Source organism: Pseudomonas sp. JV449 (assembly GCF_032424295.1).
Lineage (GTDB): Bacteria > Pseudomonadota > Gammaproteobacteria > Pseudomonadales > Pseudomonadaceae > Aquipseudomonas > Aquipseudomonas marginalis.
Window position 1 is genome coordinate 183,611 of sequence record NZ_VYKD01000031.1, and the last position, 21,704, is coordinate 205,314.

Annotated in this window: 18 protein-coding genes and 1 pseudogene; 4 read left to right on the plus strand and 15 right to left on the minus strand. The window is 58.4% G+C overall.

Annotated features, from left to right (window positions below; all coding sequences use genetic code 11):
* Window positions 1-47: 47 nt before the first annotated feature.
* Window positions 48-1,298: an MFS transporter gene (locus tag F6S08_RS27425; protein WP_315872613.1), complete on the minus strand. Its 1,251-nt coding sequence runs from the start codon at window positions 1,296-1,298 to the stop codon at window positions 48-50.
* A gap of 102 nt (window positions 1,299-1,400) precedes the next feature.
* Here F6S08_RS27425 and F6S08_RS27430 point away from each other — a divergent pair, with 102 nt between their 5' ends.
* Entirely contained in the window at window positions 1,401-2,369 is a 969-nt protein-coding gene (locus F6S08_RS27430) for an AraC family transcriptional regulator (RefSeq protein WP_315872614.1), read from the plus strand.
* Window positions 2,370-2,406: 37 nt separating this feature from the next.
* On the opposite strand, the gene F6S08_RS27435 is transcribed toward F6S08_RS27430, so the two are convergent.
* The 5 genes from F6S08_RS27435 to F6S08_RS27455 form a co-directional block, all read right to left on the minus strand.
* Window positions 2,407-3,168: an SDR family oxidoreductase gene (locus F6S08_RS27435; RefSeq protein WP_065948722.1), complete on the minus strand. Its 762-nt coding sequence runs from the start codon at window positions 3,166-3,168 to the stop codon at window positions 2,407-2,409.
* 29 nt (window positions 3,169-3,197) lie between these two features.
* Window positions 3,198-4,025 carry a DMT family transporter gene (locus tag F6S08_RS27440; RefSeq protein WP_065927675.1) on the minus strand — a complete coding sequence of 276 codons (828 nt, stop codon included), beginning with the start codon at window positions 4,023-4,025 and terminating at the stop codon, window positions 3,198-3,200.
* Between the two features lie 74 nt (window positions 4,026-4,099).
* Window positions 4,100-5,005: a transcriptional regulator GcvA gene (gene gcvA / locus F6S08_RS27445; protein ID WP_065927676.1), complete on the minus strand. Its 906-nt coding sequence runs from the start codon at window positions 5,003-5,005 to the stop codon at window positions 4,100-4,102.
* 181 nt (window positions 5,006-5,186) lie between these two features.
* A complete protein-coding gene (locus F6S08_RS27450; RefSeq protein WP_315872615.1) occupies window positions 5,187-8,276 on the minus strand; it encodes an efflux RND transporter permease subunit in 3,090 nt (1,029 codons plus the stop codon).
* Window positions 8,273-9,382 (minus strand): efflux RND transporter periplasmic adaptor subunit, encoded by a 1,110-nt coding sequence (locus F6S08_RS27455; RefSeq protein WP_065927678.1) that lies wholly within the window; start codon window positions 9,380-9,382, stop codon window positions 8,273-8,275. The genes F6S08_RS27450 and F6S08_RS27455 overlap by 4 nt, the downstream gene beginning before the upstream one ends.
* A gap of 300 nt (window positions 9,383-9,682) precedes the next feature.
* On the opposite strand from F6S08_RS27455, the gene F6S08_RS27460 reads away from it, so the two are divergent.
* Together F6S08_RS27460 and F6S08_RS27465 are read left to right on the plus strand one after the other, a co-directional pair.
* The gene (locus F6S08_RS27460) at window positions 9,683-11,140 is read left to right on the plus strand and encodes an efflux transporter outer membrane subunit (RefSeq protein ID WP_315872616.1); all 1,458 of its coding nucleotides are present in this window, start codon (window positions 9,683-9,685) and stop codon (window positions 11,138-11,140) included.
* 39 nt (window positions 11,141-11,179) lie between these two features.
* Window positions 11,180-11,965: an SDR family oxidoreductase gene (locus F6S08_RS27465; protein ID WP_315872617.1), complete on the plus strand. Its 786-nt coding sequence runs from the start codon at window positions 11,180-11,182 to the stop codon at window positions 11,963-11,965.
* Window positions 11,966-12,036: 71 nt separating this feature from the next.
* Here the strand turns inward: F6S08_RS27465 and F6S08_RS27470 are convergent, their stop codons facing one another.
* The 9 genes and pseudogenes from F6S08_RS27470 to F6S08_RS27510 all read right to left on the minus strand — a co-directional run bounded on the left by F6S08_RS27470 (window position 12,037) and on the right by F6S08_RS27510 (window position 21,178).
* Entirely contained in the window at window positions 12,037-13,308 is a 1,272-nt protein-coding gene (locus F6S08_RS27470) for an OmpP1/FadL family transporter (RefSeq protein WP_065927796.1), read from the minus strand.
* Window positions 13,309-13,695: 387 nt separating this feature from the next.
* A complete protein-coding gene (locus tag F6S08_RS27475) occupies window positions 13,696-14,316 on the minus strand; it encodes a TetR/AcrR family transcriptional regulator (protein ID WP_315872618.1) in 621 nt (206 codons plus the stop codon).
* A 418-nt stretch (window positions 14,317-14,734) separates the two neighbouring features.
* Window positions 14,735-15,508: a phosphate/phosphite/phosphonate ABC transporter substrate-binding protein gene (locus F6S08_RS27480; protein WP_315872619.1), complete on the minus strand. Its 774-nt coding sequence runs from the start codon at window positions 15,506-15,508 to the stop codon at window positions 14,735-14,737.
* A 34-nt stretch (window positions 15,509-15,542) separates the two neighbouring features.
* Entirely contained in the window at window positions 15,543-16,856 is a 1,314-nt protein-coding gene (locus tag F6S08_RS27485; RefSeq protein WP_315872620.1) for an LLM class flavin-dependent oxidoreductase, read from the minus strand.
* Between the two features lie 51 nt (window positions 16,857-16,907).
* Window positions 16,908-17,813, minus strand: coding sequence for an ABC transporter substrate-binding protein (locus tag F6S08_RS27490; protein WP_315872621.1), 906 nt, complete (start codon window positions 17,811-17,813; stop codon window positions 16,908-16,910).
* Window positions 17,814-17,862: 49 nt separating this feature from the next.
* Window positions 17,863-18,546 carry an ABC transporter permease gene (locus F6S08_RS27495; RefSeq protein ID WP_315872622.1) on the minus strand — a complete coding sequence of 228 codons (684 nt, stop codon included), beginning with the start codon at window positions 18,544-18,546 and terminating at the stop codon, window positions 17,863-17,865.
* Window positions 18,546-19,175 (minus strand): ABC transporter permease, encoded by a 630-nt coding sequence (locus F6S08_RS27500; RefSeq protein ID WP_315872623.1) that lies wholly within the window; start codon window positions 19,173-19,175, stop codon window positions 18,546-18,548. Before F6S08_RS27500 ends, F6S08_RS27495 begins: the two co-directional genes overlap by 1 nt.
* On the minus strand, window positions 19,172-20,203 hold the full coding sequence (locus F6S08_RS27505) for an ABC transporter ATP-binding protein (protein WP_315872624.1): 1,032 nt from the start codon (window positions 20,201-20,203) through the stop codon (window positions 19,172-19,174). The genes F6S08_RS27500 and F6S08_RS27505 overlap by 4 nt, the downstream gene beginning before the upstream one ends.
* A 30-nt stretch (window positions 20,204-20,233) precedes the next feature.
* Window positions 20,234-21,178, minus strand: a pseudogene (locus F6S08_RS27510) (fatty acid desaturase).
* A 109-nt stretch (window positions 21,179-21,287) separates the two neighbouring features.
* Here F6S08_RS27510 and F6S08_RS27515 point away from each other — a divergent pair.
* The gene (locus F6S08_RS27515; protein ID WP_315872625.1) at window positions 21,288-21,482 is read left to right on the plus strand and encodes a hypothetical protein; all 195 of its coding nucleotides are present in this window, start codon (window positions 21,288-21,290) and stop codon (window positions 21,480-21,482) included.
* Window positions 21,483-21,704 lie beyond the last annotated feature (222 nt).

Genomic DNA, 21,704 nt, shown 5'->3' on the forward strand with positions numbered 1-21,704 from the left:
GGTATCTCCTGGTGACGAACGGGATCGAAGCGGTTTGGCAAACCGGATCAAAGGTGCAACGCGGGCTTGGGCTGACGTACGCCCTGGGCAGAAGGGACGCGGACACGCAGCACAATCAGCAACGCGGCCAGCAGCATCAGTACGGCCGCCGCTACGAATACACCTGCGCTGCCACCGACGCTGAACACTGCACCGCCAGCGGCAGCGCCCGTGGCGATGGCCGACTGCACAGAGGCCACTACCATCCCTCCGGCACTTTCCGCCTGGTCAGGTACCGCGCTGGCGACCCAGTTCGACCACGCCACCGGCACACCACCAAAGGCCAAGCCCCAGACCGCCAGCAGTAGCGCCTGCCCCGGCACCGAGGCCGGCAACAGCACCAACGCCAGGGCTGCAACGCCGACCAGCGCCGGCATCAACACCAGCGTGGCCAGCGGGTGGCGCTCCAGCAGCCTGCCGGCCAACAGCGTGCCGGCGAAGTTCGCCACGCCAAAACCCAGCAACATCAACGACAGCCCCTGCGGGCCGATGCCAGTCGTCCCTTCAAGGAATGGCCGAACATAAGTGAACATCGCAAAGTGGCCGCTGTGCACCAGCACACAACCGAACATCCCCATGGCGATGCCCGGGCGCTGCAACACCTCGAGCACAGTGCGCAGACGTGCCGGCCGGCGCGGCGCCAGGCGCGGCAGCGTGAACGACTGGAAAGCCAGGGTCACCATGCCTACCGCCGCTGCGGCAAAGAACGCGCTGCGCCAGCCGTACAGCCCGCCAAGATAGCTGCCCAGCGGTACTGCAACGACCGTCCCGACGGCAATGCCACTGAAAATGATCGACAGCGCCCGGGGCAACAACGCACTCGGCACCAAGCGCATCGCCACCGCCGCCGCCATGCTCCAGAACCCGCCAAGGGCAATGCCCAGCAAGATGCGCATCACCAACAGCACCGCGAAGCTGGAGGAAACGGCGACCAATAGATTGGAGGCGACCATCAACGTGGAAAAACCCAGCAGCACCCAGCGTCGGTCGATGCCGCGGGTCAGGCCTGGCACCAGCAAGCCAGCGAACAGCGCAACCACCGCTGTCACCGTCACCGCCTGGCCAGCCAACGCTTCGGACACCCCCAGATCGTTAGCCATCAGCGTCAACAAACTGGCCGGAAGGTACTCAGCGGTCAGTAATCCGAATACGCCCATTGCCAACGAAAATACTGCCATCCACGCGGGCGTCGCAGGCTCTACGTCCGCACCGACGCCGGAATGGCGGTCGGATACGGTGTTACATACACAGTCAGTCATTGCACGGATCTCCCAATCTTCATGGCGAGCCGAAGTCTAGGCGCGGGAAGCTGGATGATCTATGATCAAAAATCTCTCCTTTTTGACTAAAACACCTGAATAATGCCAGCAGATCAATTTGCTCTTTCCTCGGACCTCATCAACGAGCTGTTGCGCGGCATGCGCCTGCGTGGCGTCGAATACCGGCGTATCCAGGCAGGTCCAACCTTTGGTTTGAGCTTCGCGGAAAAACCTGGGCACGCCTGGTTCCACTTCATTGCCGTGGGCAACGCAGTGCTGCGAATGGAGGACGGCAGCACCTACGCTTTATCTGCCGGCAACGCCGTGTTCATTTCCCACGGCGCGGCCCACCAACTGTTTTCCGATCCGGACGCACATGTTCAAGACATCGACCGCCTGGACGGCGCGCCCTTAGGTGACACCGTCAGCGCGGTGGATACCGGAACCGATGCCAGCCCCACGCCGAGCACTATTTTGTTCAGTGGTTGCATGGAGTTCGAACTAGGCAGTATCCATGGCCTTGGCCGGCTGATGCCGGGACTGATGCTGATTGATGCCGGCGGCCAGCGTTACCCCGGACTGGTGCCGATCCTGACCACCATGGAGCGCGAGGTCAGCGCCGCGCGTATCGGCTTCGCCGGTATCCTCGCGCGGTTGGCCGACGTGGTGGCCGCCATGGTCGTTCGCGGGTGGGTGGAGTGCGCCTGCGGGAATGCCTCTGGCCTGGTCGCCGCCTTGCGCGATCCACGCTTGGCCGGTGCCCTGCTGGCGCTCCATCAACAACCGGGCCGCGACTGGACCGTTGCGCAGCTGGCCGAGCACTGCAATACCTCGCGTTCGGCCTTCGCGGACCGCTTTCAAGTGACGATTGGCATGACCCCGCTGCGCTACGTCACCGAACTGCGAATGCGGCTGGCAAGCCAGTGGCTGACGCTCGAAAGGCTGCCGATTGAAGAGGTGGCGCAGCGCTTGGGCTATACCTCCCAGGCCGCTTTCAGCCGCGCATTCAAGCGCATTACGGGCAAGACACCGGGTTTGAGTCGCAAGGTGAGGCCGCACGCTGTTACGTGAGGCCGAGCGCAGGTAGCCGATGATCCGAGCCTTTGACTCATTTACCCCCCGTTACGTCGAGGAATGTACCGGTAACGAAGGATGCCTCCGCGCTCGCCAGCCATAGAATCGCGCGCGCCACTTCCTCCGGCTGACCGCCCCGCCCCATGGGGATCGAGTCCTTGACACGATCCACCCGCCCCGGCTCACCGCCGCTGGCGTGCATGTCGGTATAGATATGTCCGGGGCGAATACAGTTAACGCGTATGCCTTCCCGGGCCACCTCCTTGGCAAACCCGATGGTGAAAGTCTCCAGCGCGCCCTTTGACGCCGCATAGTCGACGTACTCATTGGGGCTGCCGAGGCGTGCCGACGCCGAAGAGACATTGATCACCACCCCGCCTGGGCCGTTGTAGCGGTAAGACATGCGCTTAACCGCCTGCTGGGCACAGAGTATCGGCCCGATGGCATTGACCGCAAAGATGCGCTGCATCCGCTCGAAGCCGAGGGCCTCCAGGCGTGACTGAGGTGCGAGCATCCCGGCGTTATTGACCAGTACGTCGATGCGACCGAACGTGCGGTCGATGGCCGCGAACATATCGGCCACCTGTTGCGGGTCCGCACTGTCGGCCCGCATCGCCAACGCCCGGCGCCCCAATGCTTCTACATCCGCAACCACCGCCAGTGCTGCGGACTGGTTGGCAACGTAGCTGATCGCGACGTCATAACCTCTTTCGGCGGCCAGCCGGGCGGTTGCCGCCCCCACTCCACGACTTCCACCCGTGATTAGAATCAGCGGTGCCTGCGAGACATTGACCATTAAACATTGCTCCTGAGCCGTTAGCTGTATCAGCCGATGATGAGGGTACCGCTGGCGATCACTACGCATGCCAGTATCCGGCGTGCGGTAAGCGTCTCGCCGAGGAACACATAGCCGATCAACGCCGCAAACAGCACGCTGGTTTCGCGCAATGCGGATACCGCGCCCAGTGGCGCTTCGTTCATGGCGTAAATGACCATTCCATAGGCGAGCAAAGAGACCAGCCCGCCGACCAACGCGGTCACTGTTCCAGGCCGGACGCGGAACAAGCTGCGGGTGTCGCGCAGGCCGATGTAGACCACCGGCATCAGCACGCCCCACAGCGCGCACATCCACACCGTGTAGGCAAGCGGCGCACCGGAGAGCCTGGCGCCGATGCCGTCGACCACGCTGTAGGCCGCGATAAAGCCGCCCGTTCCCAGCGCATAGGGCAGGCTGGGAACCGACAGACTGCGCCCTCTGAAGGCCAGCGAAATAATCCCGCCGGACACCAGCGCAATACCGAGCAACTCGCCAGGCGTGATGCTTTCCCCGGCAAACACGGCGGCACCCAAGGTGATCAGCACCGGCGACGATCCACGTGAAATCGGATAGATCTGCCCCAGGTCGCCGACGCGGTAGCTGCGCACCAGAAACAGGTTGTAGCCCACATGCAGCAACCCCGACAGCACCGCGTAGCCCCAGCTTTCAATCGCGGGGGGCACCATGAACGCTGCGGCGACGACACTGGCGATGGCGATGGCAATGCACATCACCGTCATGGACCACAGCCGGTCGGCGCCGCTACGCAGCAGCGCATTCCAGCTGGCATGCAGCAGCGCGGCGAAAAGCACGAGGAGGATGAGATGAGTAGGCATGCCCCACTGTAGGCAATCCGGCGCCGGGGCTAAAGCGAAGTCTCCTCAGCGCAGCATGAGCGGAAACTCATGACTCATTCATCCGGTCGCTGGACTTTCAGTGCCTCGCTGACCAGCCATTGGCGAAAGCTGGCGATGTGCGGCTGGGATTCGATGCCCTTGGGGCAGACGAAGTAGTAAGCAAGCGGCGATGGAAGCGGTACGTCGAACAGCCGCACCAAACGGCCATCGCTGATTTCGTTCTCCACATGCCCGCTGCGCACCAATGCAACGCCCTGGCCGAGCAAAGCCGCCTCGACCGTCATGTTGGTATCGCCAAACCTGACGCTTTCCTGGAGCGGCAAATAGGCCAACCCGACGGCTTGAAACCACACCTCCCACTTTGGCACCAACTCGGCGCCATCCCGAGTCAGGAGCGGGAAATGCAACAAGTCTGCCGGGCTTTGCGGTGTGCCAACGCGCCGCAGCAGTTCGGGACTGGCCACGGGAAATACCTGCTCCCCAAACAGGAACTCCGAATACAGGCCTGGGTAATTGCCCTTGCCGAGCCTGATCGCAACATCAGCCTGGCCGTGCGAGAAGTGGATGATTTTATCCGTGGTGTCCAGCGAGACCAGCAGCTCGGGGTGCTGGCGAGACAGACGCGGCAAGCGTGGCAGCAGCCATTTGAGCGCAAAGGAATAGGTGGTGCTGACGCTGAGCCGAACCCGGCCCTTTTGCTCGCGCAGGTCACCCAAAGTCGCCTCCAGGCTGATGAAAAACTCCCGCACGATGGGCGCCAGCGCAGCCCCCGCTGCCGTGAGGCGTAACGCCTTGCCACGTTCAAACAGCGGCAGCCCCCAAAGCGCCTCAAGGTGCTTGAGCTGGTGGCTGACCGCGCTTTGAGTCACATGCAGTTCCTGTGCGGCTGCAGTAAACGTCGGGTGGCGGGTGGCAACTTCAAAGGCGCGCAAGGTCGCGGTAGGCGGCAGGTCTCTCATCGGGGCAGGATCCAGGGAGTTATAGGAAAAGCGCATGCATGAACGTTAGCTCATGCAGCAGCTTACTTCACTGTAACCATTTGAATCCTCGTCCTTGTTCAGTCCGCGCCTACAGAAGCAGCAGCTTTGGCGAATTGACCGACGAGAGGACACCGGCGCCCTCCCCTCGAACACCCCTTGCTCAGGCAGGTCGCACTGCTTGAGCCTTGCTCGCGTTGCCTGGGCGGATTTTGAACCAGATGGCGTACATCGCCGGCAGGAACACCAACGTCATGATGGTGCCGACCAAAGTACCGCCGATCAGTGTGTAGGCCAGCGTGCCCCAAAAAACAGAATGGGTCAGCGGGATGAATGCCAGGATGGCCGCCATCGCCGTCAGCAGTACCGGGCGGGCCCTCTGTACCGTGGCTTCGATGACGGCGTGAAAGGGATCCAGGCCTTCCTGGGCGTTGTGATGGATCTGCCCGATCAGAATCAGCGTGTTGCGCATCAGGATGCCCGACAGCGCGATCAACCCAACCAGGGCGTTGATACCAAACGGCTGATGAAACATCAGCAGCGTCGGCACCACGCCAATAAGTCCCAGCGGTGCGGTGAAAAACACCATGATCATTGCCGAGATCGAACGCACCTGGACGATGATGATCAGCAGCGTCAGTGCAATCATGATCGGAACCAGCGGCACTATCGCCTGGCCTGCCTTGCCCGACTCCTCGATTGCACCCGCTTGCTCGATCCGATAGCCGGCGGGGAGCGTGTCGATAATCGGCTGCAGTTGCTTGATGATCACACCCGATACATCAGGTGGTTGAAGGCCTTCGTCAATATCGCCACGCACGGTGATCGTCGGTGTACGGTCACGGCGCCTGAGGATCGGATCCTCCATACGCACATCCACCTCTCCGACCTGGGACAGCGGGATCCGCTGGCCCGCGGCGCCCACCAATGTAAACCCTTCAATCCGCGCAGGGTCCAGACGTATATCGCCTGCGGCGCGCCCAACCACCTGCACTGAACGAATGTCTTCACGAACCGACGTGATCGGCACGCCCGTCAGCAGGAATTGCAACTGCTGGGCGACGGCGCTGGAGGTCAGTCCAACCGCCTGCAAGCGATCCTGATCCAGGCTGAAATGCAGAGTCGGCGCCAGAGGGCCCCAGTCGCTGTTGACGGTCCTCATCAACGGACTCGCTTGCATGACCGCTTGTACACGACCCGCAATCTCGCGCAGCTTCGTCGGGTCAGGCCCCATTACCCTGTAGGCGACGGGATAGGGTGAATACGGCCCAAACACAATTTGAGTCGCCCTGACACGGGCCTCGGGGGCAAGCCCGGCAGCGACCGCCTCGCGAAAACGCAGCTTGAGGGTTTCACGTGCCTCCTGGCTGGACGTCAGCACCACGATCTTGGCGAATGACGGATCCGGCAGTTCTGGCGCCATCGCCAGGAAGAAACGCGGCGCGCCCTGCCCGATATAGGCCGTGACGATTTTTGCCTCTTCCTGCTTTTGCAGCCAGGCCTCGACCTTTTTCGCAGTGGCACTGGTCTGCTCGATGGAGGTTCCGTAGGGCATTTGCACCTCGACCATCACCTCGGGACGGTCTGACGTCGGGAAGAACTGCTTCTTCACCAGGCCCATGCCCAGGACGGCCACGACAAACAGCGTGATAACCGTGCCAGCCACCAGCCACTTGAGTTCGATGACCCGGGTCAGGACCCGGCGGAAGCGGTTGTAGCGCGGGGTATTGTAGATAGCCGCATGCCCACCCTCTATCTGCTTGATGTCTGGCAGCAACTTCACGCCCAGGTAAGGGGTGAAAGCCACTGCGACAACCCAGGAAGCGATCAGAGCAATGCCCACGATCCAGAACATGTTGCTGGTGTACTCGCCGGCAGTGGACTGGGCGAAACCGTTTGGCATGAAGCCAACCGCTGTTACCAGTGTGCCAGAGAGCATCGGCGCGGCCGTATGACTCCAGGCATACGCGGAGGCTTTGATGCGGTCGTAGCCCTCCTCCATTTTCACGACCATCATTTCGATCGCGATGATCGCGTCATCTACCAGCAACCCGAGCGCCAGGATCAATGAACCGAGGGTAATACGATCAAAGTTCTTTCCGGTGGCCGCCATCACCACAAACACGATCGCCAGTGTCAATGGCACGGCAGCTGCGACCACGACGCCTACACGCCAGCCCATGCTGAGAAAGCACACAAGCATCACCACGAGCAGCGCGACAAAAAACTTGACCATGAACTCGCCAACGGCCGAGTCGATGTTGACGGCTTGATCGGTCACCTTGGTCAGCGTCATGCCCAGTGGCATGCCTTCATTGATCTTGGTCGTCTCGGCGTCCAGCGCCTTGCCCAGGTCCAGGCCGTTCCAGCCTTCGCGCATGATGACCCCCAGCAGCAGGGCCTCTTCTCCGTTACTGCGCACCAGAAAGGTTGCCGGGTCTTCATAGCCACGTTCGACAGTGGCCACGTCGGAGAGCTTGAGCGTGCGCCCCTGAACCACAATCGGCGTGTCACGAATCTTCTCCAGCTTGTCCAAGGCGCCGTCCAGGCGGAGGAAGACTTGCGGCCCATTTGTTTCAATCGAACCGGCGGGCGTGAGCACGTTCTGATTATTCAGCGCGGCAAAGATGTCCTGAGGCGCAATGCCCAGGGTGGCCAACCGATCATGGGAGAACGAAACAAATATTCGCTCGGCCTGCTCACCGATGATGTTGACCTTCTTCACGCCCGGCACATGCAACAGTTGCTGGCGCAACGACTCAGCATCACGCACCAGCAGCCGCTGCGGCTCGCCTTTGGCTTTGAGGGCGAACAGCGCAAACGTCACGTCCGAATATTCGTCGTTGACCAAGGGCCCGATTACACCCGCCGGTAGCTTGGTGGCTTCGTCGTCGAGCTTTTTGCGTGCCTGATAAAACTCTTCCTGCACCTGTGAGGGTGGCGTGCGGTCCAACAACGACACCATGGTGAAAGCGAGACCGGGCCGCGTATAGGTTTCCGAGCGGTCGTACCATTTCAATTCCTGCAGGCGTTTTTCAAGTGGCTCTGCGACCTGGTCCTGCATTTCCTGCGCGGTAGCCCCCGGCCAGGCAGTAATGACCGTCAACTGCTTGACCGTAAACGGTGGATCCTCCGCACGCCCCAGCTGGAAGAACGCCAGGGTGCCCGCAACCGTGATCAGAAAGATCAGGAATACCGTAATGGATCGCTCACGAACGGCGATCGCAGAAATATTAAAGCGGCCTTCGCTCATGGATGACTCCCGGCAACATGGGCTTCATCCTGCCGGGGCACTCTCACGTCTTCTCCATCGCGCAGCAGATGGGCGCCTAACGCGACGATCTGCTCACCGACCTTGAGATCGCCTGCCACGCGTGCGGCATCGTCGCTCAATCCCAGCACCTGAACAGGACGCCAGCTCACCTTTGCCGGCGAGCCTGCGATCACCCACACACCGGTGCCATTGCCTGGGTCATAAAGGGCTGCGATGGGGACTTGCAGCACCTGCCCGTGCGCGGCGCCCTCTGCGATCCGCAGCGTGACCGTCGAGCCTATCGGGGCATTGGCCAGCGCGCCCTCAAGCACATACCGCGCCTCGAACGTGCGCGTCACTGGGTCGGCAGAATCAGAAAGCAGCCTGAGCTTCGCTGTAACAGCCCCTGCGGTACTGCCGTAAAGCGTCGCTTGCGCGGTGGATCCGGCTGCAGGACGCAACGTCTCGGGCAGATGCACGATGGCTTCGCGCTGGCCTGCGCGGGCCAGTCGAACCACGGGCTGCCCCGGGCTGACGACTTGCCCGGGCTCTGCGAGTGTTTCCACCACGACACCGTCGGAATCCGCAAATAACACCGCGTAGCCGGAAGCGTTACGGGCGACATCGGCCTGGGCTTGTGCGGCGCTGAGCTGCGCCTTTGCGCTATCCGCTGCGGCCTTGACCTGGTCGTAGGCCGATGCAGAAACAGCCCCTGCGGCGACGAGGTCGCGATATCGCGCCTCGTCATCGGCGGTCTGCCTGGCGCGGGCCCTGGCGGCGGTGACCGACTCTTGCTGTGCTCGCGCCTGCAACCCCAGGTCGATAGGGTCAAGGCGCATAAGCGGCTGACCGCGTTTAACGCTCTGGCCGGTATCGACCAGCCGCTCGAGGATCTTGCCGGAGACCCGAAAGCCAAGATCACCCTGCACGCGGGCCGCCACTACCCCCGTGAATGAACGTGACGTCTCTGAGGAACCCTCAACCGTTCCGGGCCTTACCAGAGGAGCCTGCGTGCGCGGATCGTCAATGTTGGATGAGTCACCACACGCCGTCAGGACGAGAGGCAGCAAGCAGGCTGCAAGGGGGATGGGTCGGAGCCGGAGCATAGGTTCCCTTATTGAATAGAAAGAACAGGGATCGTATATTCAGACCGGTGACTATTATTGTCAATGGTCACAATCGAGATCTCAAATAACGCAGAGGGATGCGCTCCCCCGCAACGCAATCGCTCATACCCCCCTTGAAACAAGACCCGACGAATGCAGGACTGCATATTCCAAAGGAGCACATGACGGAGATGAACGATATTTTTCAGTCATGCCTGAATTTAGCCCAGAGGCCTCAATTGACAGAGAGTGACCATACAGTACTATGGTCACCAACAATGTTCGATTCAAGGAATCTCAATGCACGCCCTCCGCCCCGCTGCTTTTTTGATCAGCGCCAGCTTGATGACAGGTTGTGCGGTCGGTCCGGACTATCGCCGTCCGGACACCCCGCTCCCGGACCGTTACCTGGGCCAGCCTTCTGTCGAGCAGAGACCAGGGGCGACGCCTGCCAGCCTCGTCATCTGGTGGGAGGGCTTCGGTGATCCACTGCTCGCCGACTTCGTCGCCAAGGCGCTTGAACAGAACCTTGATCTGGCACAGGCCCAGGCACGAGTCGCGCAGGCGCGGGCAGGACTAGGCGCGGCCAATGCCGCTTTATGGCCCTCGGGAAACATCAGCGGTCAGGCCGCCCGCGCCTACCAATCAGTCGAGACGCCACTCGGCCAGGTGCTGAACTCAACCCCCGGCTATGATCGCTATGGCAGTTCCTACGAGGCCGACCTCAATGCCAGCTGGGAAGTGGATGTCTTTGGCGGCCTGCGACGCGGACGCGAGGCGGCACTGGCCGAGTACCAAGCGTCCGAGGCTGGCGCCGCAGCCACGCGATTGGCCATCGCTGCACAGACTGCGGATATCTACATCACTGTCCGCGGACTGCAGGCTCGGCTGGACATCGCGAATCGACAAGTCAAAACCCAGCAGGGGCTGCTGGAGAAAGTCCAATTGCTCTACAGCAAGGGACTTGCCGCCAGCCATGAGGTTCGTCAGACCGAGGGGGCTTTAGCACAGGTCCAAGCCACCGTACCGGTCCTGCAGACCGGTCTGGATGCGGCCATGAATTCACTCGATGTCATGCTCGGCACGCCACCCGGTACTCATCGCACGCAACTTGCCATGGTCGCAAGCATTCCGGCAGCGCCGCAGTTAAAGGCCATGGGAACGCCAGCCGACTTACTGCGCCGCAGGCCTGACCTCATAGTGGCCGAGCGCCGCCTTGCCGCCTCAAACGCACGCATCGGAGAGGCGATTGCCGAGTACTACCCGAAGTTCTCTCTGAGCGCATTACTGGGGAGTGCAACGGCTGTATCGGCAGGCAATCTTTTTTCCGGCGGCGCCAGTCAATCGTCGGGCGTACTCGGACTGCGCTGGCGACTCTTCGACTTTGGCCGCATCAACGCCCAAATCGACCAAGCCAAGGGACAGGAAGCCGAATCCCTGGCCGCTTACCGTCAGTCTGTGCTGCGCGCCACCGAGGATGTCGAGAACGCGCTCTCCTCACTGGTGAATCGGGACGCCCAAGCGACCACCCTCGTTGGAGGCGAGACGTCTCTGACGCAAGCGCGCCAATCGTCGTTCACTGCTTATGAGAAAGGCACGGCCAGCTTGATTGACGTTCTGCACGCTGACGAGACCCTGCTTCAGGCTTCCGACGCTCGGGCGCAGGCACAAACCGAATCGGCACGCGCGGCAGTCGCCGCGTTCAAGGCGCTGGGCGGCGGCTGGCAGCCCTCGGATAGCCGACTGACGAGCCGATGACACGGGTGGTTTTCGAGATTCAAACAAGGGGTATGCAAGATGGCAGTGAAAGAAAATTCATGGGTGCTCATTACTGGAGCCTCCAGCGGATTCGGCAAGGAATTTGCCCGACAGTACGCCGCAAAAGGGAAATCGCTGATTCTGGTAGCCCGCAGGCTGAACGAGCTTGAAGCACTCGCGGACGAATTGCGTAGTCGTTTCGACGTCGACGTGATGGTGCAGCAAGCAGATCTTTCATCAATAAATGTGATTATCGATCTGCATCGGCGCCTGCGTGACAGCAATACGGTGGTCGATGTCCTGATCAACAATGCGGGTTACGGCTTGCAGGGAGCATTCCTGGATGAGCCCCTGGAAAGCTCCCTGGCGATGATCGACCTGGACGTCGCCAGCCTGACCGCCATCACTCGTCTGTTTGCAGAGGATATGCGGGCCAGGCGCAAGGGGCATATCTTGATGACGGCCAGCCTGCTGTCCTACCAGGGCGTGAAGAATTTTGCGGTTTACTCTGCCGCCAAGGCTTACGTACTCAGATTCTCCGACGCCCTGCATCGTGAACTCAAACAAGACGGTGTGGTGGTCACAGCGCTTTGTCCAGGCATGTCGGATACCGGGTTTGCAGCAAGTGCCAAACAAAAGATAACACCGGTCTTGAAGAGGGTCATGATGCAACCCGAGCCTGTAGTGCGAGCGGGGATACAAGCGTTGCACGCAGGCCGCATGAGCGTCGTGCCGGGCTTTGGCAACAAGGCTATTGCGGTCTTGACCTGGGCCACACCCCGTCGACTTCATCAGGGCCTGATGTCACGCGTAATGGGTGTTTGAGCGGGCCAGGCAATACCCCCGACGACGGACACCTGATCCAGTAGGTATCCGCTCTCAGGCCCCGCAGTGAGTCAGAATCGATAGCTGACAGAAGTCCCCAAACCGCTCGCGCTATTTTTATACTTCGAGCTATAGGCGCCTCTTGAGGCGGATACGTCATTGACCTGTACGCTTTCCTCCCATAGGTAGGAATACGCCACATCGATCGTGACATTCTCTGCCGGCGTCCACCCTGCCCCGACACTGATGACTTTCCGGTCACCGGTAGGGATTCGCGGCCCACGGTTGACGTTGTTGGCGGGGGACTGGTCAACCGATAAGCCGGCGCGAAGAACCCACTGATTGTTCAGCTTATACGCCGTGCCGATAGCGTGCGCCCACGTGTCGTGCCAGTTCTGCTCCTCGGTGATGCGACTCAGTGTTCCGCTCAACGCCGCAGGCAAACCACTGTTTTCGAACACCAACTCCTTGAAGCGACTCCAGCGCGTCCACGTACTGCCCAGGTAGAGCGTCCAGTCACTGTTGAGTTGATGAGTCACGGAAAAATCGACTGATTCCGGGGTGTCCACATCCAAGGAAGCGTCATAGCTCGTACCGCTTACACCCAGCACACTGAAGATGCCGTCGGTGAGCTTGGTCTTGGCATCCAACTGGTAGCTGACCTTGGAGTGATAGGTCAGACCCAACCGAGTTCGATCTGTCGCTTGCACTAGAATACCCGCGTTAAACCCAAGCGCCGTGTCATCGCCGGTGCTTTTGAGTTTTCCGTCATTGCGGCCCGGGCTGAGTGGATTGAGCACCATCCCGGAAAGCTCACCACTGATACGGTTGATGGTCGGTCCGAAACCGATCGAGACCTTGTCGTTGAACGCATAGCTGATGGTGGGCTGAAACGTAAGGGTCGTGACCTCACTTTTGTTGGCGTAGTAGCGGCCGGCGAACCCACTGCCATAATCGGTCATTAGCCCAAACGGCACATAGAAACCCACACCGAACGCCCAGTGCTCATCGATGGGTTTGACGTAGTAACCCATGGGCACTGTGGTGGTCGGCACCATGTCCCCGTCCTCCTGCCCCCCGAATGTGCTGCGCGTCTGGCTTATATGGGCCTTTGCGAAAAGCGTTGCCGCCCCGACGCTGGCCTGCTCTTTTTTCAAGCGAGACATACCGGCCGGATTACCGAAGACGGTACTCGCGTCTTCTGCAGATGAAGAACGGCCGGCAAATCCGGAGCCCATCCCACTGATGCTTTGTTCATTGAGAGCGAAACCGCTCGCGAACAATTGAGTCGACGAGAGGGCAACAGCAAGGCCAAGCGGGGTCCTGCGCAGTATTTTTTTCATTATTAGGACTCGATAGATCATCGGGATAAAGCGGTAGAGAGCGTCACGCTGAGCGCGGGCTACCGGGAGGGGCCGCAGCGCAGATTTACGAAGATCGTGCGCGCCACGGCGATTCCTCCGGGATAGGTACAGCATATTTATTCATGTGACCATTTATGTCAATCGTCACAAATTCAGCAAATGAACATGCATGGCTACGCGGCAAATGCTGCGCGGATAATCCACTCAGTTACGTAGTGAGGGTTGATACATGGCTGTGAATGTGGGGATCAGGCCCCGGATTGGAATTAATACCGCGCCCCGGAAAATGGTGTCCACCTGGATCGGTGTTCACCATCATCCAAGCGTTGATATCAGAGCAAAGTGATAGAGATGATTAACGCAGGCTCACGGCATCAAGCTACGCAGAATGAGATTGGAGGTGAGGACCGGAGCCAGCTCGACGAAGTCAAGGTTGTATTGCAAAAGCAACGGATTGACGAAAGGGCGCAGCGCAAGGTGGATCGAATCGACTGTTTCGTCCAAGGGTGTTTTGCGTTCAAATTCGCCGATCTCTCGGCCTTCACGCACAATCTGCACCACGAAGCCCCTGACCAAGGCATCATATTGCTGAGTGCAGGGCCAGTTCTCAGACGCTGCAAATGCGGCGATGTCATAGAGCTTTCGATCACTGAAGAACAAATTCACCCCGGTAGCGATCAGCGTTTTCACCAAACGTCGAAAACGTTCGGTCGGCGAGATGTCCTCTGCATTAATGGCCTGTTCTACGGCCGCGATGATTTCCGCCAGGCAATTGCCACAGATAGCCTCACCAATCGCCTGCTTGGAATCAAAAAACTTGTAGATGTACGCCTTGGAAAACCCGATCGCTTTCGCCAGGTCGGAAACCGTAGTTTTGCTATAGCCGTATTGACTGAAGTGCTGATTGGCCGCCGCGACGATCTGATTCCGGATCTCATGATCGGCAGGGCCACGGATGCTGGGGGAAGCTATGGATGTCTTGTTCATACGAGCTAGCTTACGCATCCGAAAAGCGCTTGACAACGAGTGACCAAATTATACTTTTGTCACAAGCTCGCAATGATCAGGGTTGGTTTCAGGTCAATTGTCTCTACGCGGAGGGTCAAACACCTCCCCCAATCAGTTTTTTCGACGTGTTGTGCAAACGCCGTACCCCGCCATCGAACTCTCTAGCTCACTAACGGCGGCCTCCAAGCCAAGGGGCTTCAATCTGACCGGCCAAAAACACCCCGCGCCACCGAGCGTGGGCGTCTCCCCTGTCAATCCCTGTCAGCTGTTGCCGGACGCGTTTTTCGATGCGGGTGCGCTTCCGTCGTTGCACGATCGCTACGGTATTTCCACCCAGGCGGTGTGCACGCAGATCAAGGGTTGGCCTTTGCATAGCAGGTGTTTGAGATGGGGCCGCTCAGGACGCTACAAACGAAAAGCCGCGACTGGCCGCACTGCGCTCATATTCCAGGAGACACTCATAGTCAGCCTCACTGGCGGGCAGGACTTCCTTGATCGCCAGGTCACGGGACACCTCAGGAAGCTGCTCCAAGGCTTCGTTCATTGCGTTCCTGATTGAAACGGCGTCCTGACCAATCGAGGTGATGTAAGGCAGGCAGGGACTGCGCACACTTCGTGTCAAGATCCTGAGGCCTTCGATCTCGGCACTGTTATCTCTCGCAAGATAGTCGTAGGTGATGCTATCGATGGAAGCCAAATCACCCTCGCCTTCTCTAAGCCTTCGCAGGCTCTCCCTGTGGGATCCGGTGAAGGTGAGTTTCGAGAAGAAACCTCGGTCGCTGATCCCGGCCAGCGTGTGGCGAAATAAATTCATTCCAGAGTTGGAATCCGGGGCGTTGATCAGGCCATGGCGGCCCTGGAAACCCGCCAGGTCAGTCACGGCCGAATCAGCCCTGCAGAGCAGCACACTGCAATGGTCCCCTCCAGAGCCATGGGTAAGCTCATAGCTCGGGCGCCCTACCAGCTTTACCTTTCCCCGCAGCGACGTAACGAATGGATAGCCGCAGGTCTGGGATAACAACAGATCCGGGGAAAGCCAGTGCGCCGCGAGATCAACGATCTGTTTATGCCCACGGCGCTCGCCGAGAATCGCCAGGATGCGCTCAAGCCAGGCATCCTGTGCGTGTAGAACCCTGGCGGGAGCGAGGTACATGGATAGATCGCTGGTCATATGACATCCATTCAGAGGGTGCGATTGATACTGCTCACAGCAGGAAACGGTTGGCAGGCGTCTTCAAGCCCAAGCGATCCCTCAGTGTCCCGGGCTCATATTCCTGGCGGAACACCCCTCTGGCTTGGAGCAGAGGCACCACGCCACGGGTGAAGGTTTCGAAGTCAGTGGGCAAAAACGGAAACATGAGGTTGTAGCCATCGACGGCATTCGACTCGTATAACGCTGAAAGCTTGTCGGCAATATGCTCCGCCGTTCCGATCAACAGCCAGGTGCTGGAGCTCTTGACCAACCGGCGCCCTATCTCGCGGATGGACAGGGAAGTGTCGTACTGCTTGAGCAGGGCCAGCTCGGTTCGAATGCCATCAAACTCGGACTCATCCGGCAACGCTGGCAACGGACCGTCCGGCGATAGTCCTGTCAGGTCCAGGCGGGTGTAGCTGGAGACCAGGTCAATCGCCACCGCATCGATAATCAGGCTGTCCTCCAGGTGCCGACGTCGTTCCTCCTCAGTCTCATCCCCGAGCACCACCGGCAGCACGCCGGTGATGATTTTCAGATCACTGGAATGCCTGCCCTTCAACTCGAGTCGGCGATTCAAATCGGCCCTGTACGCCAGTCCCTCCTCGACCGAATTGATAAAGCAGAAGTGTACGTCCCCATGGGCGGCGGCCAGGTTTTTGCCGGCTTCAGAAGAACCCGCCTGGGCAAGGACCGGGTGGCCCTGGGGTGGACGCGGCACGTTAAGCGGCCCACGTACGCTGAAATGCGCGCCTTTGTGATTGATCGGGTGAATTTTCGAGGGGTCGGCAAAGGCGCCGGTGCCCTTGTCAAATTCAAGCGCCCCCTCCTCCCAGGAGTCCCAAAGCTGCTTGACGACCTGGATGAATTCCTCGGCCCGCTGATAACGATCACCGTGTTTCGTCACGCCTGACAATCCGAAATTCGAAGCTTCTTCTTCCAGCCAGGACGTCACGATATTCCAGCTGGCTCGCCCTGCGCTGAGGTAGTCCAGCGAAGCAAAATAGCGCGCGAGGTTGAAGGGCTCGTTATAGGAAGTCGAAGCCGTGCCCATCAGCCCGATGTGCTCGGTAACCGCAGCCAGTGCGGACAACAGCGTAATCGGTTCCAGGCGGGCGTTGGCATAGTGCCTCAACCCGCTGGCCACGGAGTCCCAGACTGCGACGTGATCCGCAACAAAAACCGCATCAAACTTCGCCGCCTCCGCCGCCTGCACCAGTTTTACGTAGTAACCCAGGGTCAATATCTCTTGGGTCGGTGCCAGCGGATGGCGCCAGGAAAAACGATGATCGCCCTGGGGGTTAAAAAAGAACAAATTCAAAATCATACTTTTATTCGACATAACGCCTCCGCGACCTTACCCACGTCGCATTGATTTTCACTGGGCCGTCTTGACGGTATGTTCGGCGACCCACTGCGCCGCGACTTTCGCGGGGTCCTTGTGATCGATATCAACCAGGCGATTGAGTTGCTTGAGGTCGTCATCGGTCAGTTTTGCAGAGACCTCGTTGAGCACCTGGGTGACTTCCGGGGTCAGCAACGCCTTGCGACCCAGTGGCGTGATGTTTTGCAGGGGCTGTTGGTGCTTGTCGTCCTCGAGGACAACCCAAGGCTCTTTCGCCAGGATGCCTTGCGTGGAGACCACCGTGGCCACGTCGATAGCGCCGGAGTTCAACGCCAGCCGCGACAACGGCCCGCCCATGTCCAGCGACTTGATGCTCTTGAAGTTGATGCCGTAGACCGCCTTCAACCCGGGCAGGCCTAACGCAGCCGTGGCGACTTCGGGAGGCCCGCCCAGGGTGAAATCTCGCGAGACGGGCGCCAGGTCGGACAAGGTACGCAGGTTGTACTTTTCTGCGGTCTTTTGGGTGACGGCCCAAGCGGTAATGGAGCCCGCGGACGAAGGTTCAAGCAACTGGAGGTCCGCCGGCAACTTCTGTTGCAAAGCGCTGAGGATCTCCTTTTGGCTGGTCAGGGCGGTCTTGTCGTCATAGAAACTCAACAGTGACCCCAGGTATTCGGGGACGACGTCTATATCGCCGTTTTCCAGGGCCTGGGCGATGATCTGGCGGTTGCCCAGATTGAGTCGGGTCTTGACGTCTATCCCTTGATTTTTCAAGGCTGACGCATAGATGTTGGCGAGAATCGTCTGCTCGGAAAAATTGGCCCCTCCAATGGTGATGGACTGAGCGCTGGCAAACGCGCTGCCCACCAGCAAGCCTAACCCCAGCAACAATGAAACCGCGTGCGCTGAGCGAGCCTTCGAACGTTGTTTGTTTTTCATGTGGGTTTGCACCTCTGCAGAGTTAATACACACTTTCAAATGCCTCAGGTCATGTAGCGCTTAGTTCGATTTTCCCCACGCGCCATTTTCTAACCATGAATGTTTCTATCATTGAACAAACCCACTCACTGACAATCGCCAGTGCCGACACCATCAGTGCGCCGCCAATGATTTGCGGCGTATCATTTCGGCCCAGTCCATCAATCAGAAACCTGCCCAGCCCGCCGAAGCCTGCATACGCGGCGATGGTGGCCGTGGCGATAAGTTGCACCAGGGCTGATCGGAACCCTGCAAAGATCAACGGAAAAGCCAGCGGCAACTCGAGCTGAAAAAACATCTGCCCTCTGCGCATGCCCATCGATCTGGCAGCCTGCTTCAGGGATGAATCCACCTGATCGATGCCAACATAGGTATTGGTTAATATCGGCGGGATGCTCATGGTCACCAACGCGATAATCACCGTGCTGGTTTCATAGCCAATAAGCATGATTGCAAGTATCACAATACCCAGGGACGGTAATGCTCGCCCAATATTGAACAGCCCTATCGCCACCTGCGCGCCTTTTCGGTAGTTAGCCAACAGTACGCCGAGCGGCAACGCTATTGCACAAGCGATAACCAGGCTCAAGGACACATAATAAATATGCTCTGCCAGCCGAGTCAGTATGCCGTTTTCACCCAACCAATTATCCGGAAGAGAAAACCAAAGGTAGACACCCGCGATCATGTTCATCAGCGCACCCAAGGCACCAGCCATTTATTGATTGAATAAAACAGAAAATCAAAACATAACGCCAACATCACGGTCAGGACCAGGCTGACCGCCACAGGTGTGGTGAAACTTTGAGCCAGCCCGGTAATGAACAGCTGGCCCAGTCCACCTTGACCAATCAAGGCAGTAACCGTCACCAGTCCCACCAAAGTAACCGAGGTTGTTCGTAAGCCCGCCAATAACGCAGGCAGCGCCAGTGGAAGTTCAACCCCGAGGAATCTCTGCATGCGCGTATACCCGAGCGCACGGGCTTCCTCCAATACGTCCGCAGGGTTACTCGCAAGTCCCGCCAAGGTGTTCTGCAACACAATAAGCAAGGCATACAGGCTCAAACCAATGAACGCCGTGGTCTTGGATAACCCGGTAAAAGGCATTATCAAAATAAACAGTGCCAGGGACGGAATGGTAAAAAGTAGGCCGCAGACATAAATCATCGGCCGCGCCAATTCTGGCTGCCATAACGCCAAGAGCACCATTGCACCCGCTAACAGCATCCCTATACACAGGCCCAGGGTCACCAGTTGAATATGATCGACTAACAGCTGGCCGATCTGCTGCCAGTTTTCAACGATCCAGGACCAGTCAATCATTGCGCACTTCCGAAGCGGCGTTCATTGAGTGCGCTGTGAAGGCTGGCAATCGACAGGCAACCTTCGTAACCGCCGGCCTCGTCCACGCGAACAACCACACCCATAGGCGCCGTTAGCATCTTAACCAGTGCGTGATGCAACGAGTCGTGACTCGACACTGTTGTCAGCTCCGGAACAGGCATGTCCGAGTCACTGACCCACTTCAACGGGTTGGACTTGTCATCCAGTAGAAGTTTGAATTCACAACTGACCTCATCCACCGGAAGATCAGAAACCTTCATCAGCGAAAGTCTTTTTAACAGCGGATCTTTGCCGATAAAGTTCCTCACAAACTCGCTGGCAGGATGGGCAAGGATGTTGTGAGGGGTATCGAACTGAACAAGTTTCCCTTCGCCCTCGAAGATCGCAATCCGATCACCAATCTTGATGGCCTCCTCCATATCATGGGTCACCAGGATAATGGTTTTATGCAAACGTCTCTGAAGCGCAACCAGTTCATCCTGCAGTCGCTCGCGTATCACCGGATCAAGCGCGGCAAAGGGTTCGTCCATCAATACAACCGGTGGGTCCGAGGCCAATGCCCTTGCCAGGGCGACACGACTTTGCTGCCCGCCCGAGAGCTGATTAGGGTAGCGGTCCAGAAATTCCGGCTGAAGCCCAACCAGGGAAATGAGCTCGCTCACGCGCTGGCGGATTTTATGTTGGCTCCAGCCCAGCAGCCGTGGGACTGCGCCAATATTTTCGGCAACCGTCTGGTGAGGAAACAAGGCGGCGCTCTGCATCATGAAACCAATGCCGCGACGTAGCGTAACGACGTCAAGTTCATCGGTCGCCACGCCGTTGACACGGATGCGGCCACTGTCCTGGGTATCCAGCCGGTTGATCATGCGCAAAATAGTGGTTTTGCCGCAGCCACTCGGCCCGACAAATACACAGATCTCACCCTCCCGGACGTGAAGCGTTAAATCGCTCACGGCCATTCGCGGGCTGCCTTTATGAGTTTTCCTGATGGCTTCAAAACGTATCATTTTCCGACGCCCATATTAGCTTGCCTAGTGTTAGTGCTCAGCAGGATGGCGAGGACAATCCACGGGACTGACCAGATGTTTCTGCAATAACTGGAAGTAGCCATGAATGACATAGCCATTGTTTCGCGCGATCCATTGTTCACGCCTGGCTCTATACACCCTGGGTAAGTAAAACCAGGGCAAACCGGGAAGATCGTGATGAACCAGGTGAAGATTGAGGTTGAGAAACAGTTAACTCAACAGCCCCGACGATTCATTGATAACCGTGCGGTGTTCCGGATACGTTGACGGACGATGTTCGTAAAACGACCTGATCATGGCAATCGACAAAGCCGGCAACGAAACCAGGAATAAGTACTGTATGGCACTGATGGCGCTGTATTCCTCAACCAAAGCCAGCACTACGCCAACACTGAGTAGATGCGCGGCCCACATCCGCCAAGCGATTCGACCGGTATGAAACAGCCCTCTGATTTCGCTACCCACAAGGGCCGTCACCGCCAATGGCGCGCCCATAAGCAAACGACCGCCCACGGTCTTGTTTACCCATAACAACGTTCTGATATACCGAGGCGAGCGCAACCAAAAAGCACCGCTGACATAACGACTTTCCGGATCTTGCCCGGGTACCGTCAGCACTTCGTCGTTGTGATGTGCCAAATGGGTGTCCCTATAAATGTCGTAGGGGTACCACACGGCAAATGGCAGAAATCCCAAGGCCTTGTTTATGGCGGGCCAACGGGTTGGATGACCATGGATAAGCTCATGCTGAATCGACATCCACAGCACAACCAGTGGCACCAGCAGGACAAGGCTGAATACTTCGCCAAGTACTTGCCCATAAAAAACAATAAACGCCCAGGCCAGATAAAACCCGACTAACAAAAGCCAGGTGGGCCATTCGGTTTTACTGGTCAGGGTAGTGCTCAGCTTGACGATTTCCGCTCGATGAGCGTCATCCAAATAGTTTGGCATTGTTGTCAGTCGCGATAGAACGTGCTCGGAACGGGCGCCCAATCACTCACACTTCAAGCTGCAACCCATAAACCGGGATTACCTGAAGATGATTGGTTGGACTAACGGTATGGAAGTGCGCAACAACGACGATTCACATGGCGTAGAGAAGAAACGCCAAGCCTTCGCTGATTGCACTGCAGGCTTCGCTGTTGGCCTGACAAGGGAGAGGTTTGCCGGTAACGGATGGAACGGCAATGGAGGAAAAAGGACGGGTGCTGATATTGTCGGCGTGAGAAATCGCGACATGGGCGCCGTCATGTGACAGAGCCTCAAGGCTGATTTGGAAGATTCGGGCGCCGGACATAGTCGTACCATAACAATAGGATTGAACATATCCGGCGGTCCGGTGACAGCAAGGTAGCATGATGACTAATACGATCAAGGACTATATTTTATTATGCTTATTCCTAAAATGAATAAGTGATCCAGGCGAATGATGCAAGCCAGCTGCATCGGAACAGACCTCGAATAAAAACAACGGAGG

What these genes read in the sequence shown, in the direction of transcription:
- F6S08_RS27450 (WP_315872615.1), bottom strand. Translation starts at nt 8,276, where the DNA reads ATGAGCGAAGGCCGCTTTAATATTTCTGCGATCGCCGTTCGTGAGCGA.
- F6S08_RS27425 (WP_315872613.1), bottom strand. Translation starts at nt 1,298, where the DNA reads ATGACTGACTGTGTATGTAACACCGTATCCGACCGCCATTCCGGCGTC.
- F6S08_RS27470 (WP_065927796.1), bottom strand. Translation starts at nt 13,308, where the DNA reads ATGAAAAAAATACTGCGCAGGACCCCGCTTGGCCTTGCTGTTGCCCTC.
- F6S08_RS27435 (WP_065948722.1), bottom strand. Translation starts at nt 3,168, where the DNA reads ATGGTCAATGTCTCGCAGGCACCGCTGATTCTAATCACGGGTGGAAGT.
- F6S08_RS27455 (WP_065927678.1), bottom strand. Translation starts at nt 9,382, where the DNA reads ATGCTCCGGCTCCGACCCATCCCCCTTGCAGCCTGCTTGCTGCCTCTC.
- F6S08_RS27430 (WP_315872614.1), top strand. Translation starts at nt 1,401, where the DNA reads ATGCCAGCAGATCAATTTGCTCTTTCCTCGGACCTCATCAACGAGCTG.
- F6S08_RS27495 (WP_315872622.1), bottom strand. Translation starts at nt 18,546, where the DNA reads ATGAACATGATCGCGGGTGTCTACCTTTGGTTTTCTCTTCCGGATAAT.
- F6S08_RS27490 (WP_315872621.1), bottom strand. Translation starts at nt 17,813, where the DNA reads ATGAAAAACAAACAACGTTCGAAGGCTCGCTCAGCGCACGCGGTTTCA.
- F6S08_RS27515 (WP_315872625.1), top strand. Translation starts at nt 21,288, where the DNA reads ATGGAAGTGCGCAACAACGACGATTCACATGGCGTAGAGAAGAAACGC.
- F6S08_RS27500 (WP_315872623.1), bottom strand. Translation starts at nt 19,175, where the DNA reads ATGATTGACTGGTCCTGGATCGTTGAAAACTGGCAGCAGATCGGCCAG.
- F6S08_RS27485 (WP_315872620.1), bottom strand. Translation starts at nt 16,856, where the DNA reads ATGATTTTGAATTTGTTCTTTTTTAACCCCCAGGGCGATCATCGTTTT.
- F6S08_RS27460 (WP_315872616.1), top strand. Translation starts at nt 9,683, where the DNA reads ATGCACGCCCTCCGCCCCGCTGCTTTTTTGATCAGCGCCAGCTTGATG.
- gcvA (WP_065927676.1), bottom strand. Translation starts at nt 5,005, where the DNA reads ATGAGAGACCTGCCGCCTACCGCGACCTTGCGCGCCTTTGAAGTTGCC.
- F6S08_RS27505 (WP_315872624.1), bottom strand. Translation starts at nt 20,203, where the DNA reads ATGATACGTTTTGAAGCCATCAGGAAAACTCATAAAGGCAGCCCGCGA.
- F6S08_RS27480 (WP_315872619.1), bottom strand. Translation starts at nt 15,508, where the DNA reads ATGACCAGCGATCTATCCATGTACCTCGCTCCCGCCAGGGTTCTACAC.
- F6S08_RS27465 (WP_315872617.1), top strand. Translation starts at nt 11,180, where the DNA reads ATGGCAGTGAAAGAAAATTCATGGGTGCTCATTACTGGAGCCTCCAGC.
- F6S08_RS27475 (WP_315872618.1), bottom strand. Translation starts at nt 14,316, where the DNA reads ATGAACAAGACATCCATAGCTTCCCCCAGCATCCGTGGCCCTGCCGAT.
- F6S08_RS27440 (WP_065927675.1), bottom strand. Translation starts at nt 4,025, where the DNA reads ATGCCTACTCATCTCATCCTCCTCGTGCTTTTCGCCGCGCTGCTGCAT.